This window comes from Nitrospirota bacterium, from assembly GCA_035873375.1.
GTDB lineage: Bacteria > Nitrospirota > Thermodesulfovibrionia > Thermodesulfovibrionales > JdFR-85 > BMS3Bbin07.
The window spans coordinates 103,155-118,582 of sequence record JAYWMQ010000006.1; the positions used below are offsets into that span (position 1 = coordinate 103,155).

13 protein-coding genes are annotated in these 15,428 nt (G+C 44.9%); 10 read left to right on the forward strand and 3 right to left on the reverse strand.

Features of this window, described 5'->3' with window-relative positions; translation table 11 throughout:
* Window positions 1-160 precede the first annotated feature (160 nt).
* From VST71_01745 to VST71_01760, 4 genes are read left to right on the forward strand one after another with little or no spacing between them, the layout of a single operon-like run.
* Window positions 161-1,528, forward strand: a complete 1,368-nt coding sequence (locus VST71_01745; protein ID MEC4684442.1) for a diguanylate cyclase — start codon at window positions 161-163, stop codon at window positions 1,526-1,528.
* 41 nt (window positions 1,529-1,569) lie between these two features.
* Window positions 1,570-2,334: a thiamine pyrophosphate-dependent enzyme gene (locus VST71_01750; GenBank protein ID MEC4684443.1), complete on the forward strand. Its 765-nt coding sequence runs from the start codon at window positions 1,570-1,572 to the stop codon at window positions 2,332-2,334.
* A complete protein-coding gene (locus VST71_01755) occupies window positions 2,319-2,873 on the forward strand; it encodes a 2-oxoacid:acceptor oxidoreductase family protein (GenBank protein ID MEC4684444.1) in 555 nt (184 codons plus the stop codon). Before VST71_01750 ends, VST71_01755 begins: the two co-directional genes overlap by 16 nt.
* Window positions 2,863-3,351, forward strand: a complete 489-nt coding sequence (locus VST71_01760) for an N-acetyltransferase (GenBank protein ID MEC4684445.1) — start codon at window positions 2,863-2,865, stop codon at window positions 3,349-3,351. The genes VST71_01755 and VST71_01760 overlap by 11 nt, the downstream gene beginning before the upstream one ends.
* Here the strand turns inward: VST71_01760 and VST71_01765 are convergent.
* From VST71_01765 to VST71_01775, 3 genes are read right to left on the reverse strand one after another with little or no spacing between them, the layout of a single operon-like run.
* On the reverse strand, window positions 3,338-3,913 hold the full coding sequence (locus VST71_01765; protein ID MEC4684446.1) for a hypothetical protein: 576 nt from the start codon (window positions 3,911-3,913) through the stop codon (window positions 3,338-3,340). The genes VST71_01760 and VST71_01765 overlap by 14 nt on opposite strands.
* Window positions 3,897-6,602: an outer membrane protein assembly factor BamA gene (bamA, locus tag VST71_01770; GenBank protein ID MEC4684447.1), complete on the reverse strand. Its 2,706-nt coding sequence runs from the start codon at window positions 6,600-6,602 to the stop codon at window positions 3,897-3,899. The genes VST71_01765 and bamA overlap by 17 nt, the downstream gene beginning before the upstream one ends.
* Complete coding sequence (locus VST71_01775) at window positions 6,599-10,678, reverse strand: translocation/assembly module TamB domain-containing protein (protein MEC4684448.1); 4,080 nt, start codon at window positions 10,676-10,678, stop codon at window positions 6,599-6,601. The genes bamA and VST71_01775 overlap by 4 nt, the downstream gene beginning before the upstream one ends.
* A 276-nt stretch (window positions 10,679-10,954) precedes the next feature.
* On the opposite strand from VST71_01775, the gene VST71_01780 reads away from it, so the two are divergent.
* From VST71_01780 to VST71_01805, 6 genes are all read left to right on the forward strand, one after another.
* The gene (locus tag VST71_01780) at window positions 10,955-12,145 is read left to right on the forward strand and encodes a pyridoxal phosphate-dependent aminotransferase (protein ID MEC4684449.1); all 1,191 of its coding nucleotides are present in this window, start codon (window positions 10,955-10,957) and stop codon (window positions 12,143-12,145) included.
* Window positions 12,129-13,028 carry a GTPase Era gene (gene era, locus VST71_01785; protein ID MEC4684450.1) on the forward strand — a complete coding sequence of 300 codons (900 nt, stop codon included), beginning with the start codon at window positions 12,129-12,131 and terminating at the stop codon, window positions 13,026-13,028. The genes VST71_01780 and era overlap by 17 nt, the downstream gene beginning before the upstream one ends.
* A gap of 11 nt (window positions 13,029-13,039) precedes the next feature.
* Entirely contained in the window at window positions 13,040-13,480 is a 441-nt protein-coding gene (locus tag VST71_01790) for a bifunctional nuclease family protein (GenBank protein ID MEC4684451.1), read from the forward strand.
* A gap of 52 nt (window positions 13,481-13,532) precedes the next feature.
* Window positions 13,533-14,273, forward strand: a complete 741-nt coding sequence (gene recO, locus VST71_01795) for a DNA repair protein RecO (GenBank protein ID MEC4684452.1) — start codon at window positions 13,533-13,535, stop codon at window positions 14,271-14,273.
* 111 nt (window positions 14,274-14,384) lie between these two features.
* Window positions 14,385-14,834, forward strand: coding sequence for an Hsp20/alpha crystallin family protein (locus tag VST71_01800; protein MEC4684453.1), 450 nt, complete (start codon window positions 14,385-14,387; stop codon window positions 14,832-14,834).
* Between the two features lie 9 nt (window positions 14,835-14,843).
* Window positions 14,844-15,419 carry a CDP-alcohol phosphatidyltransferase family protein gene (locus VST71_01805; GenBank protein ID MEC4684454.1) on the forward strand — a complete coding sequence of 192 codons (576 nt, stop codon included), beginning with the start codon at window positions 14,844-14,846 and terminating at the stop codon, window positions 15,417-15,419.
* The last annotated feature ends 9 nt before the right edge of the window (window positions 15,420-15,428 follow it).

The window sequence follows — 15,428 nt, forward strand, 5'->3', positions numbered from 1 at the left end:
TGGACTTGATTATCTCCGACGTAACCCTTACAATAAACTATATAGAGTCTGTGCCTAAATTGCAGTCACTTGTTCGTTTTCATACAAGGACTCTGATTACAGTGATTCCAGTTTGTTCGAGGATGTCACACCGAACATAAACCGGGAAGGAGAATAACTTTTGACAGAAAACATACCCCTGAAAAAGAGCGATGCCTTTCTCTGCAATTTTGTAATGGAACCCCTTTTAGTGATAAACAGGGCTGGAAGGGTTATCGCTTTCAACAAGGCCTTTACGGAGATCCTTGGAGGAAAGGAAGCATCCATAAAAGGCAAGGATTTCAGGGAGATAGAGGAATTAGCAAGTTTCTGGCCCTCTGTGCAACATTGTCTGAATACGTGTGAAGACATTAAGGACAGGTTGCGCATCGGTGAGATTGAGTATGAAGTCACAATACATCCTGCCACTTCAATTGATGGCAAGGAGATTCTGAGTCTGCTCTTCTATGACGTATCACATTATCTGACAGTAGAAAAGGAGCTTGTAAAACGTAATCGCGAGCTAATGGTTATTAATACACTTTCAGGTGCATTTATATCCTCATATGATATTGACAGGGTCTTTAATGACCTTCTTGAGAAGGTATTGATGATAACCGACTTCAGTGTAGGATGGATAATGTTGACCGACAACAGTGGTCTCATACTCAAGAGTCATGCAGGGGTTTCCCTGAATTTCCTGAAGCAGTTAAATGAAGGCAAGCTTGATGAGTTTGTCTGGTCAATACTGGATGCTGCAGAGCCGTTATATATACTTGAAAAGGATCAGGTCAAGAACTTTCATCATCTGAAAAAAGAGGGGGTTGTCTTCATGGGAGCAATACCTCTGAAGGTATCAAATTCGATATCCGGCATGCTCTTTCTTGCCAGCAGGTCTGAAAGGGTTTTTGACTTTGACCTTGCATCCATGATGGCCCTTGTGGGTAACCAGATATCCCTGATAGTGGAGAAGATCAGACTTTTTGAGGAGACAAGAAGGCTCTCTATAACTGATGACCTGACCGGTCTTTATAATGTGAGATTCTTTTACCGTTCCCTTGAGTCGGAACTTGCAAGGGCAAGGCGGTATCAGGATGCCTTTTGCCTTGTTATCTTTGACATTGATGACTTCAAGCTAATAAATGATACTTATGGTCACCAGGTTGGAGATGATGTCCTGAGAGAGGTGGCTGAGATTATCCTGAACTCAGCGAGGAAAACCGATATTGTTGCAAGATACGGCGGAGAAGAGTTTGTTATCATCCTTCCAAGAACATCCAAGACAGAGGCCCTTCTTCTTGCTGACAGGATCAGGGAGCGGGTGGAGGAAAATGTCTTCAATAAAAATAATACTGTAAAGATACATATAACCGTAAGTGGCGGTATATCAGGTTTTCCGGAAGATGGTAAATCTGCTAAAGACCTCTTGTATACCGCTGATATGGCGCTTTATCGTGCCAAGGGATCAGGAAAAAAACAGGTCGTCTGCCACTCATCTGAAACCTCATGAATTTTCATCCAGGTATCTTCGTTCATCTGTTATAATATCACATGATTCAGGTGTTTAAAAGACCGGAAAGCCTCAAGGATGTGCCTTTCAGGTTCTGTCCAGGATGTGGGCATAGTATAGTGCACCGTCTTGTTGCCGAGTGCATTGACGAACTCGGGATAAGGGAAAGGACCATAGGCACAGCACCTGTTGGTTGTGCCGTTTTTGCCTATGATTATTTTAATTTTGACGTAATAGAATGCGCACATGGAAGACCTCCTGCAGTCGCTACAGCCTTAAAAAGGGTGATGCCCGACAAGGTTGTCTTTTCCTACCAGGGAGACGGAGATCTTGCCTCTATAGGATTGGGAGAGATTGTCCATGCTGCCAACAGGGGTGAAAACCTCTCCGTCTTTTTTATAAATAATGCCACATATGGTATGACCGGCGGGCAGATGGCCCCCACTACACTGCTGGGACAAAAGACTACAACCACTCCTGCCGGGCGTGACCCGAAGAGCGAGGGGTATCCCCTTCCCATGGCCGAGATACTTGCGACCATTGAGGGTTCTGTTTTTATAGCCAGGACAGCCATTGACGGAATAAAGGGCATAAAAGAGACCAGGAAATTAATAAAAAGATCCTTTCAATATCAGTTGGAAGGCAAGGGGTTCAGCATGATCGAGATTTTATCTCCATGTCCGACTGTCTGGAAAAAAACCCCCGTGGAATCACTGCGGTGGTTAGCCAGCCAGATGGAATTAGTTTACAGGACAGGGATATTAATAGACAGGTGCCGGGAGTTACAGGATTGGAAAAAAGTATAATCATTTCAGGCTCCGGTGGACAGGGTATACTCTTGTTCGGCCGGCTGATTGCACACACACTAATGATCGAGGGTAAAAATGTCACCTATTTCCCATCCTATGGGGCCGAGATCAGAGGAGGAACTGCTAATTGTAGTGTAATAGTATCCGATGATTTAATTGGTTCTCCGTTGGTCATGAATCCTGATATTTTGATTGTTTTTAATTGTCCGTCCCTTGAGAGATTTCTGCCCAGGCTGAAAAGGGAAGGGGTTCTGTTCTATGATTCCTCTTTAATCACAAGTGATGGATGCGACAGGCTGTCTGTGGTCGATGAAACGTCTGACTTTCATTCTGTTGGAGTGGAGGCATCAGGGAAGGCTGCAGGGCTTGGCTCAATAAGGTATGCAAATATGGTGATGTTTGGTGCACTCCTCAGAAAAACCGTTATCTCAGACCTTTCCAGGGCTGAAAAGGGCCTCAGGGCACTGGTATCTGAAAGACACCTTGCACTTATTCCGGGAAATCTTGAGGCGATAAAAGTTGGTTATGAGTTATAAAAAGCCTGCAAACCGTAAATCCTTACGAATCAGAAAGGCCGCCACACGGGACGTAAGGGAGATACATCGTCTCGTTAATTCTTTTGCAAAGAGGGAACAGATGTTGCCGCGCTCACTCAACGAGATATATGAAACCCTCAGAGATCATATTGTATGTGAAGATGATGGTGGTGACGTAACAGGTGTTTGTGCATTACATATACTCTGGGAGGACCTTGCAGAAATAAGGTCCCTGGCTGTAAAGGCGGATGTCCAGAGGCAGGGCACAGGAAAAAGACTGGTAAAAAGCTGTATTTCTGAGGCAAAACGGCTCGGCATAGAACGCATCTTTGTTCTTACCTACAATCCTGATTTTTTCCGGTCCCTCGGGTTTGTCGATATAGACAAGTCGGAGTTACCGCAAAAAATATGGGGAGACTGTCTCAGATGTCATAAGTTTCCGGAGTGTGATGAGTTTGCCTTGATTAAGAAGGTGTGAGGTTTATTTTTATGTAGGATTTCTCTCTCAGTTTTTCAATGAGTTTCCTGAGATGTTTATTTACCTCTCTTTCCCTCAGAAGTCTCTCAATATCATCCCGGACATCGTCTATCAGGGTCTTTCCGAACCTTTGCCTGTTTTCATTATAGAACCTTTCGATCTCCTCCGGTGGAATCTTTATAAAGACCCTGACTTTTATATCAACATACTCTTTAATAAGTTCATCGTCTGATTTGCCGCGTAACCGTATCCTCTTTGCCTCCCTGAGCAGGAGCCTTCGGTTAATCAGGGCATTTATAGCCTCTTCTTCAGAAAGCCCGGGTGCTAACTTTTTGGCCTTTTCGGTGTATTGCATAAAATCCGTCAGGGTAATCGCCTCATCATCAATAAAGGCAACAACCCGGTCAATGAGCTCAGCAGATGAAGGTTGCAGGAATGCCGTCAGTATCAGTGTAAGTGTCAATGTCAGTGTTAGTAGTATAGTAATAATGTAGTTGCTGTATCTGGAACCCGCAACCCGCAACCCGCAACCCGCAATGCTGTCATCAGAATGCATGTCCAATACTGAAATGTACCTCTCCCGCACTTTCACCCTCCTTTCTGTCAAGTTTATGCCCATAGTCGATCCGTATGGGCCCAACTGGTGTCCTGTATCTTATACCCAGCCCGGCTGTATATCGAAAGGTCAGATTCATATCGACCGTTTTTGTCCATACATTTCCTCCGTCAAGAAATCCGACAATACTAAAACCCCTTCCAATATAAGTTCTCAGTTCAATATTGGACATCAGAAAGGCGTTTCCGCCGGTTGGTGTACCATCCTTACCCTTTGGTCCGAGGGTGTCCTGTTCAAAACCCCTCACAGTATTTCTCCCTCCGAGGAAGAATCTCTCAACAATGGGAAGTTCTCTTGTGTCAACAAATCCCTGTGCCGCTCCTCCTTTAACGGCAAGGGCAAGAGTAAATCGTCTTCCGAGTTTCCTGTAAGTACTTGCATGAATAGTCAATTTCACAAAATCCGTTTCTCCAAGGAGATAAGTACTCGCAAATTTCAGGGAGGCGCCAACCAATACCCCCCTGGTAGGGTCAAAAGGATTATCCCTGGTGTCATAGAGTGCACCGGGACGTATGCTGCTGATAGCGAGTGTGCCTTCGTCCTCCCTTGACAAGACAACATCCGGCTTTAAATCAAAGGTTTCGACAAGGGAAAAGTCATAAGCAATCTGTGCCTTCAGGTTATTGGTCAGGTTTTTTTCAAGTGATACCCCGGAGGAGTTTTTCTTCATCCTGTACCTGACCTCTCCGGTGTCGATACTCTTTTCCGTACGGGTCTCTCTGAGGAGGAAGGCGTTAAAGACGAAAGGTCTTCCAAGCAGATAGGGTTCATGATAGCCAAGAACAAATCTTTCCTTCAGCGTACTCAATTCCCCTCTCAGATGTATCCTCCTGTTCATCCCCCATAGATTCCTGTAACTTATGTCTATGGAGCCTCTCAAACCTTCATAGTCCTCGTAACCAAGACTGAATTCAACCACACCCGGATTGCGTTCACTAACGGTTATAACGATATCACGTTTGTTGTCCTTTTTATCAAGTAGCTTGATATCAATATCTTTAAAGAGCCCGAGACGATAAAGACGTTTTGTCCCTTCCAAAAGCAATTTGTAGTTAAAGGGTTCGCCTTCTTTATGAATGAACTCCCTTTCAATGACCTCGGTCCTTGTGAACATGTTACCCCTGACTATTGTTTTACCGAAATATTCCTTTTCACCTTCCGTAATCCTGAATATGACTTTCACTGACTGTCCTGATGTCATGGCATCAACAGAGACATTTATATCTGTAAAACCCTGTTCCTTATAACTGTCGGTCAAACGCTTTTTTGCATTTATTATGTCCAGTTCATTGTAGGGGGCATTCCTTTTAATGTTTAAAATCCTGTAGATCTCTTTATCAGTAAAAAAGGCGTTGCCTTTGGCTATGACCTCACCAATCCGGAACCGCGGCCCCTCGTTCAGGGTAAAGTTTATATCCACTGTTCCTGTTTCCTCGGATATATTGACAGCAGTATCCTCAATCTTTGCATTCAGATAACCCAGCGCCCTGTAAAGTCCTGTTATGGTTTCAGCGTCCGGCTCTAAAAGGTCAGGATTATAGGGGGACCCCTCTTTCAGGCTTATAACATTTTTAAGCATCTTTTCACTGATGGAGTTGTTCTTGAATTCTATCTTCTGTATCTTATATGCTTTCCCTTCGTAAATAAAAAAGGTAAGGGAAATGGTCTTCTCATCCTCAGTCCTTAAAGGTGCAACCTGGGCATAAATAAATCCCTTCTGATGGTAAAGAGAGAGTATTTTTGCCGAGACTTCTTCAATTAACTCATCCTCAATCTCCTCTGCTTCACTGAAGGGCATTATCTTCAGAAGTTTTGATGTGCTTATCTCCGTATTTCCGTTTATCTCAATCTTCAATCTCTTGCCAGGAGAAACAAGAACTGTAAGAAGACCCTCGGAAAACGTAAAGGGGCCGACTATTGGATTAAGATAGCCCTTTGACTTCAGGTATTCCCTGATTCTCTCCAGGTCTTTTTTTATCTTTTCAACGTTATATATATCACCTGATTCAATGTACATCTTCTGCCGCAGCCATTGATCAGCACCCTTGATCTCAATCCTCTGGATAACGAGGGGCTCACCCTCATTGACTTTTATTTTTATAATCGTCCTGTAAGGTTTTGGAGCTTTTTCCACAGTCAACGATAGTGATGCCTCCGGAAACCCAATCAGTCCGAGGGAGTTCTTGAGTTCTTTCCTGGCTTTCTCAATAAGGTCATAGCGCATTATACCGTCCTCTTTCAGGATAAACATCTTTTTTATCTCCCTGCCTGAAAGGTATCGGTTGCCGGAGACCTTTATTTTATAAATGTATTCGCGTTCCCTGACCTGAATGAGAAGGGTCTTTCCCGGTGCATAACTGACTGCAATATCCTCAAATATACCCTTTCTGAATGCCCTCTTTATCCCCTCACTTATTGTCCCCCTGGCTATCAATCCCCGACGGATATTCATCAAATAGAGGAGTTCATCTTTTGTGCATGAGGCAAGTCCCTTTATGATGATCTTCTCTGCAAGGAAACCCTCTGCGGCCTGAACCTTCAAAGGAAGAGTCAGAAAAGACGGAACCATCACAAGGACAAACAGCAGACAGCAGGCACTACGCACCAATTTTCTTACCCGGGTTTCTGCCGTCATCTGAACTCCACCCTGAACTTTATATCAGCGCCGATGGTTCCGAGCTCATCCCGTTCCCCAACAAGTGATATATTGTCACTCAGAAAAAACTCCACTCTCAGGGATTGTTCAGGGGCATTGCCTAACGATGTTGTATATGTCACATATAGCCTGTCCGTAAGAAGCCTCTTTGAGACCGTAATCTTTGGTCCTATTGTGCCCGTGATTTCAGAGACGTAAGGTTCTACCTGTATCCTGTCAAAGCCTGTAATGTTTCTCAGTCTCTCTTCAAGTGTTTCCTGAAGTTTTCCCGTCAGAAAAGATGCAGCCTCGGAAGCGCCGATTCCGCCTTCAAATCCCTTCAGCTTGGTGCCAAGCTCTCCCACGGTCAGGAGGCTCAGGATGTCTATCTCATCAAGCATAGGTTCAGAAGAGAGGGAGAGGTTAAACTGTTCCGCATATCCCTCCAGGGAGAGATGTATCTGATAGTCCTTTACCCTTGTACTGGCAACGATATCAAAAAACGGGTTTATCCTCGCCGGGTCGGTAAAGTCGGCACTGGCATTTATTATGGTGAATTCATTATTCCTGAAGAATATCTTTCCCCCTTTCAGCTCTACCCGTCCTATCAGGGAGGGGTTCTTCAATGTGCCCAATATCACAAGGTCGATCCTTGCAGGGGCCGTTGCAAGATTATTGTCTATTATTATATCCTCATCACCATAAAGGTTGATATTAAGTTCAATGGTATCGAGAAGACCGTACTGCTTTTTTTGCAGGGCAGGTTTTTTTGCACTGAGGATCCAGCTTCTCCATTCAATATTCCTTGTATATCTGCCCTTCAGCACCCTCAGATCTCCAATCAGGTATATACCCTCCTGTTTTTTTGCCAGTACCAGGTCTCCCGAGAGCTTGAAAGAGACCCCTTCCTCGAGGTATAAGTTGATGTTTTTTACAACACCTTCAAGATGATAATTCCTGAGTTTCAGACCCTTTAGCTGACCAACGCCCCTTATCCTTATGTTTCCGGATGCAAACCTGCCTGACAGGGTATCAAGGACGATCCTGTTTTCATCAATATAAATATATCCCTTTATGGAAGAGAACCTGTTAGGGATTCCCGTTACAGCAAGTGAAGTCTCCTCAATTGAGAGCCCCCCGCTAATTACGGGATCAAGCCACTTGCCCCTTATGGCAAGGACAAAGTCGGAATAGCCCCTTATATATTCCAGCCCGGATATGAATCCCTCTAATGGACTGAGATATGCCCTTCCATTTATTGTCATGTCATATCCCTTCTCAAGGTCGAGGTTGCCGTTTATGCTGAGTGCAGCAAGTCCTGTCCTCAGGCTGAAAGAGTTGAATTCAATCTTTGAACCATCAATTGTCAGCATAATATCTTCCGTATTTGTGAAGTTCTGCCCATAGAGATTAAGTTTCAGACTCTTTAACAGTACTCTGCCCATCACAGAGCGGGAAGTTCCCGAAAGGTTTATCTCCCCTCGCAGGGAGAGGAATAGATCCTCCGGAATATCCTTTGAGAAGACATCCTTCGAAAACAAAAGGATTAAATCATCATATAACCCTTCCTTAACATCTATCCTGGCCCTCCATGGCAGCTCACCGGACATAGCCATGCTCCCGGCAATTGAGACCTGTTTCCTGAATAACCTGACCTCGAGGGTGAGCTCCCGGTTCTTAAGTCTCAGATGAATATCACCTAAATCTGATTGAATGGAAGGCTCTGTGTCTTTTCCGGTTGCACCACGGTCAGTGATCACCTCTATCATTCCATTGAATTCTCCCTCAGGAGACTTTAATGAACCACTCACCTTCAGGTCACCCCTGAGACGTAATCCCCGAGGTAGTTTACCGGCAATATCATTAGAAACAAGGGAGAGCGTAAATTCATCGCTCTTTATAACGCCGGTGCTTGAGATGAAGAATGAGCCTTTTAAAAAAGAGGTGCCTTTTGTAAATACAAGGTTTGAGAGGTTAAACCCGCTGCGGCTGTATTTGAAGTCTGTTTTCATATCTGCATAAATACTTTTTATTTTCAGTTCTTCGGTCTCTGCATGGCCATCCAGAATCACGTTATTTAAAGGTCCGGTAATCCTGAAATCACCGGATAATATACCTTCTGCCTCATCTGTTATCTCAGGAAATCCTTGATCCTCCATGGGTGCCGACTTCAGTGCAATCCACTTCTTAAGGTTGTCAAGGTGTAGTCGCGAAAAAGTGCCGGAGAGAGAGAACTCCGGCTTATCGAAGGTAAACAGTTCAGATTCAAGGGTCTTTACCGTGCCCATTAAAGTATATGCTGTATCCTTCAGCTTCCCCTCAAGGCTGTTAATTGTCAACCCCCTCTTTCTGTATGATATAAGGGCATCAAGACATCCCAGAGGCCGGTTCAGATAGAAGAAGTTGCACAGGCTTGCGTTACCTGAAATTACCGGGTCTTCGATCAACCCTGTAACATTGCCCTCAAACTGTCCGGTTCCCTTTATTATTCCCTCTTTATAATATACTTCGTTAAGGTTTTCTGTTGAAGCAAGGGCCTTCAGTCTGAGTATTCCTTTCCCGAAATCCAGGAATCCTTCAGTGGCAAGCCTGGTCCTGGAAGATGATGCCTTAATGTCTGTTAGTGTAAGCACATGACCTTTCATACGGAAGGAACCACTTGCCTTTTTTATCTTTTTAAGAAACGACGTCTCGGATGACTTGCCGTTGACACCTCTATTCCGGTCTGTTTGAAATGCCCTGTATTGAAAAGTGCCCCATGGTTCAAAAGCCCGTCCCTCTGATTGCAGCAAACCTGTAACACTGCCTGGTGGTAATCCGGGGTCCCATTTGATCAGTTTCAATATGTTGTGGCTGTCAAGGGATTCCGCCTGAACCTTCAGTGTAAATCTTGTTGGTCTTGAGAGGTAGATATTAACCCCTACAGCAGCACTCCCGTTATAGGCACTGACTTTGCCATCGTAAAACTGCAGCACCTTTTCCTTATAAAGAAGCCTGCACCTCACACTGTCAACATCAATGCCGTATATATGCCCCTCCTTCATCTCAGCCCTGAGTAGTGCTACGGGATTTATTGCAGGACCCTTTACAGTACCCGAAAAGCCGGCAAGCCCCTGCAGAGGAACATTTTCTTTAAGAAGCTCCATAAGGGTTTCAAGATATATACTGCCCTTTACGTCAAGGTTAAAGGATAACCCTTGCAGAAAAGACAGGACAGGGGCAGGATTTTCGGGTTTCTTGGTTTTATTGACGGCTCCGGCCTTCCACCGAACCTCTCCACTTGCAGTTATGCTGCCCGTGCTATCTTTTTTGAGTAAAAATATATCTGATAATGTCTCTATTGATACATCTGTTCTTATCGTACCTTCGAAGACGTTGTTCTCCAGTTGTCCTTTCAGGTTTAGGAAAGAGTCTCCGCTTTTAAACTCAAGGGTTTTTAACCGGACGCTGTTATCTGAAAGTGATAACAGCATATGCAGGTTTCCATTGATGACATCCCTGTCTTTTTGTGTAATTTTGAGCTCTGCGTCCCTGAGGTTCAGAGATCTCCGTTTCATATTTCCTTCAGCCCTTATGTTATGAAGAGAAATAACGACTCCCTTTTCAGGATCGGAGACACTGATGCTTCCATTTTTCAGCAGTATGCTTCCAAGCTTTATCTTCCAGCCCGATGTTTCAACCCCTGTTTTTTTTGCAGTCATTAATCCGGCTGCACCCTTCAGAGCCTGAAGCGCAGTTCCATATTGAAGGCTGTCAATGGCAACAAGGGAGACGTAAAGTTCACGGCGCAGAAGCGGCAGAAGCTCAATATAAAACCTGGCTTTTTTTATTGAGAGGGTCTCTTTCCCTTCTTTGTCAGATACCAAAAGATTGTCAACACCTGCAAAAGGGGGAAACAGGTTTATGTATATCCTCTTGGCTGTAACCCTCTGACCGGAAACACGGGAGAGTTCGGGCAGTATTATTCTCTTCAGGTGGTTTGACATAAAAGGGGATCTTATATAAAAAAATGCCCCGGTTATGAGGATCACCAGGACAAATATGGATGTAAATAAGAGTACCTTTTTCCTTTTCACTGAAAATATCACTCTCTTTTAAGCCCAGAGGCTACCTCTATTTTTATCCACCGTTATGAGCCTTTGGTACATAATGGTTTCATTCAACCCTCTATCACTCCCGTGTTTTACCTCTGCATCTTGTGGCAGTGATATATTATGGCATTTTTGACTGAAAGAAGTCAGAGAGAAAATGTGGAAAATATCCTCCGTGTTTTCATTTTGGAGGCTTCTTATCTATAATAGATGTGGTTGCAACAGGAGGACCATAAAATAAAAATCATACCGGAGGGTTCTATGGTATCGGAGAGAGCAAAGAGGGTCAAACCCTCACCAACACTTGCTATGGATACAAAGGCAAAGGAGATGAAGTCACAGGGTATCGATGTGATAAGTTTCGGCGTCGGAGAGCCGGACTTTGATACACCTGATAATATAAAAGAGGCTGCCATCAAGGCGATAAGGGATGGTCATACAAAGTACACCCCTGTTGGAGGAATCCCCCAGCTTAAGGATGCAATAGCAGAAAAGCTCCTCAAGGATAACGCTCTTTCCTATAAAAAAGAGGAGATTATAGTCTCATGTGGAGCAAAACACAGCCTCTATAATATAGCCCAGGCCATACTGAGTCCGGGAGATGAGGTTGTCATACCGTCCCCATACTGGGTCTCTTACCCGGCACAGGTACTCCTGAATGACGCAACCCCTGTTTTTGTCAGGACCCGGGAGGAAGATGGTTTTATGGTTAATCCCGATGAACTGAAGGAGTATATTACCGAGAGGACAAAGGCCATCATACTGAACTATCCGTCTAATCCCACCGGCCTTGGTTATGACCGTTCAACCCTTGAGGCAATTGCAGATATTGCTGTGAAGAACAATATCTGCATCATCTCTGATGAGATATATGAGAAACTGCTTTATGACGGTGCCGAGCATATCAGTATTGCCTCTCTGTCAGAGGAGGTGAAGGCATGTACAATCCTGGTAAACGGTCTTTCGAAATCTCATGCCATGACAGGATGGAGAATCGGCTACACGGCAGGGCCGGAAGATATCATTAAGGCCATGACCAAGATTCAGAGCCAGTCCACCTCCAACCCTGCATCTATTGCCCAATGGGCGGCAGTTGAGGCATTGAATGGACCTCAGGATTTTATCAGGACAATGGTGAAAGAGTTTGACATAAGAAGGAGGTTTCTTGTTGAGGCCCTGAATAATATAGAGGGGATACAGTGCGGTCTTCCCACAGGCGCCTTTTATGTCTTCCCGAATGTCTCCGGAGTACTTGGCAAGGGATACGAAGGCAGGGTAATAGAGGATTCTTCAGCCCTTGCACTTTATTTCCTGGAAGAGGCCGGGGTTGCCCTTGTGCCCGGCAGTGCATTCGGGGCCGAGGGGTATATCAGGATATCGTATGCAACGTCTATGGAGAATATCCGCAAGGCTGTAGAAAGGATTGGAGAAGCCATTGAAAAACTCTCCTGAGAAAGCTTTCCGCTCCGGCTACGTCTCCATACTGGGAAGACCCAATGTAGGGAAATCCACTTTTCTCAACGCCATCCTCGGAGAGAAGGTTGCCATTGTAACAAGCAAACCCCAGACAACGAGAAACAGGATAATCGGAGTCAAGACAACCCCGTCAGCACAAATCGTATTTATTGATACCCCCGGCATACACAAGCCAATGGGAAGGCTGGGTGAATTTATGGTGAAAGAGGCGATGGAGAGTCTCAAGGAGGTTGATATTGTCCTCCTTATGGTTGAACCGCAAAGGCCGGGGACTGAAGAGACAGCAATAATCGACCTCTTTAAACAGAGGAAAAACCTGACGGTTTTTTTGCTGATCAACAAGATAGACATAATCAGGAAAAGTGAACTCCTTCCCATCATTGAGAAATACAATCTGCTTTATCCTTTTGATGAAATAATCCCGGTGTCTGCCGTAAGGGGAGACGGCCTTGATATTGTCCTCGGGAAGATAGTTAATCGCCTGCCGGAAGGGCCAAAATACTATCCCGATGACATATTTACAGACCAGCTTGAGCGGTTTATGGTGGCCGAAATAATTCGTGAAAAAATAATGAACCTTACAGAGGAAGAGATACCCTACTCAGTGGCAGTGGAGGTGACTCAATGGGAAGAGAAAGAGGATATGATAGTAATCAATGCCAACATATATGTTGAAAAAGAGAGCCAAAAGGGTATAATAATAGGTAAGAGAGGTGCAATGCTGAAGGCCATTGGTACTGCTTCGAGGAAGGAAATAGAGGGTTTGCTTAATACAAAGGTTTATATGGAGTTGTGGGTCAAGGTTAAAAAAGACTGGAGAAAAAAAACAGGTACATTGAGGGAATTAGGGTACCGGTAATGCTGATCCAGATGAAAGTAGAAGGACTTCTTTTTGACCCGAGAAGCGGGATGTACATCCTGCTTCTTAAGGAGATCGACGGTGCTCAGACGCTCCCGATCTGGATCGGAAAGCCGGAAGCGGACTCCATCGCCCTTGCCCTTGGACGGGTTATAACACCAAGACCACTGACCCATGATCTCCTGAAAAACATCCTCACAACCCTTGATGTCGGGATATCAAGGATTGTGGTTACGGATATAATAGACAACACCTATTATGCCAGCCTTTACCTGCTTGACGGCAGCAAGGAGATACCTGTGGATTCAAGGCCAAGTGATGCCGTTGCCATAGCATTAAGGCTTCATGTGCCCATATTTGTTGAAGATGATATACTTGAAAAGAGGAACACTGACGAGCTGGAGGAGTGGCTGAAAAACCTGAAGCCCGAGGATTTCGGAAATATAATGTAAAGCCCGGGGCCTTGCTCCAGTGGCAGGCTTTCAGACGGCATTTATCTGAATAATGATAAAAAAGACCGAAGGCATCGTCCTGAGAAACAGACCCCACCATGATGCTGACCTTATTGTAACCTATCTAACCCCCTCTCATGGAATACTGAACCTGTATGCAAAAAGCCCAAGGAAAGTCGGCAGCAGGTTCGGCAGTAGCCTGGAGCCCCTCACCTATGCAAGGATAAGTTGCTTTGGCAAGGAGCAGGCTGCCCTTCCAAGACTGACTCAGTCTGACATTGTAAGGACATTTAATGTACTCAGGGAGTCCACGGACTCCTTCATCAGGATATCCGAGGTGCTTGAACTGACACTGCGACTCCTTCCGGAGAGAGAACCCAACCGTATGGTTTTCCCGCTCCTCCTCAACATGCTTTTATCCCTTGAAAGAGAACCGGGGAATTCACTGTATGTAACCTTCTATAAACTGAGAATCCTCTCGCTTGCAGGCTTTGCACCAAGGGTGGGACAATGTGTAAGGTGCGGGAGAATAGCCGGAAGGTTTTACTTCAGCGAAGGAAGCACCGTCTGCAGGAGTTGTGCAGGTCCGGCTGACGGTTTTATGGAACTCAGCCCGCCTGTGCAGAGGGTCTACAATTACCTCATGAGAACCGGGCCTGCAACGGTCAGGCGGTTGAGGTTGACCGAAGAGATACACTCAGGGCTTGAAGCACTGATAAACTCTCATATAAACTATACTGTAGTGGGAAAACTGAATACGCGAGAATATGCAGAAGGACTGAAGGCCCTGTAGTAATTCTTGTTATTTCTCCATGTTTTTCAGGATTTCAATATCATAAATCATTCAATTTAGGTTAAAATTACCTCTGTAAATCATATACTGCTAATAAGATAAGAGGATGCAATGAAAGGCAAACGGGAGACCATAAAAAACCTTATATCCATTCAGGAGAGGGTGAACAGGTTATTTGAGGATGTTTTTGCTGATACTGAGGCAGCAGGGGAGGGCCAGTCCGTTTCCTGGTCTCCACGGGTGGATATCTATGAAACAGGTGATGAGTTTGTTGTAAATGCCGAACTTCCCGGAGTGAAAGAGAAGAACCTGGATATCAAGGTTGAGGGTAATGCCCTTGTGATAAAGGGTTACAGACCTCATATTCATGATTTGTCCTCGGAGGAAACCGGGGGGAAATACCACATGGTCGAATGCACATATGGTGCATTCAAGAGGTCTTTTCTGCTTCCTGAAAGCGTTGATGCCGGGAAGATCACGGCCCTGCTCAAGGATGGGATTCTCAGGATTGTGTTGCAAAAAAAATCAAGAGATATTGCACAAAATATAAGGATAGATTGAAGGCATGGCATGTTGAGTGCAAAACTGGGACATTTCCTTGACAAACCTCTAAAACCTGTTGCAAGGCGAATAAGGTTAACACCGAATTTTTTTACTGCTGCAGGCTTCCTGATTACAGTCATAGCAGCCGTCACAATACCATATAGCCAGAAGACCGGAGGCGTACTGATACTTCTTGGCGGTGCTTTTGATGTGCTGGATGGCGTAGTGGCAAGGACAAACGGAAAGGTTACGGACTTTGGTGCCTTTCTCGATTCTGTGCTTGACCGTTACTCGGATGCCTTTCTCTTTCTTTCCATTGCCTGGTACATGGTGCTTCAGGGAGAGGAAACAGGGGTTTTTCTCAGTATCGGAGCCCTTGTAGGTGCCTTCCTTATCAGTTATGCAAGGGCAAGGGCAGGGGCGCTTGGCAGGAATTGTCATACCGGCATTATGGAGAGGCCCGAGCGTATAATTCTTATTGCTGTGGCCTGTTTTACAGGCTATTTCCTGCCGATTCTCTGGCTGCTCTTTATCCTCACTCACCTTACGGTTATTCAGAGAGTCATTCATGTAAAAAAAGAGTGTCTCAAACAAAAGACTTAAAGTCCTTTT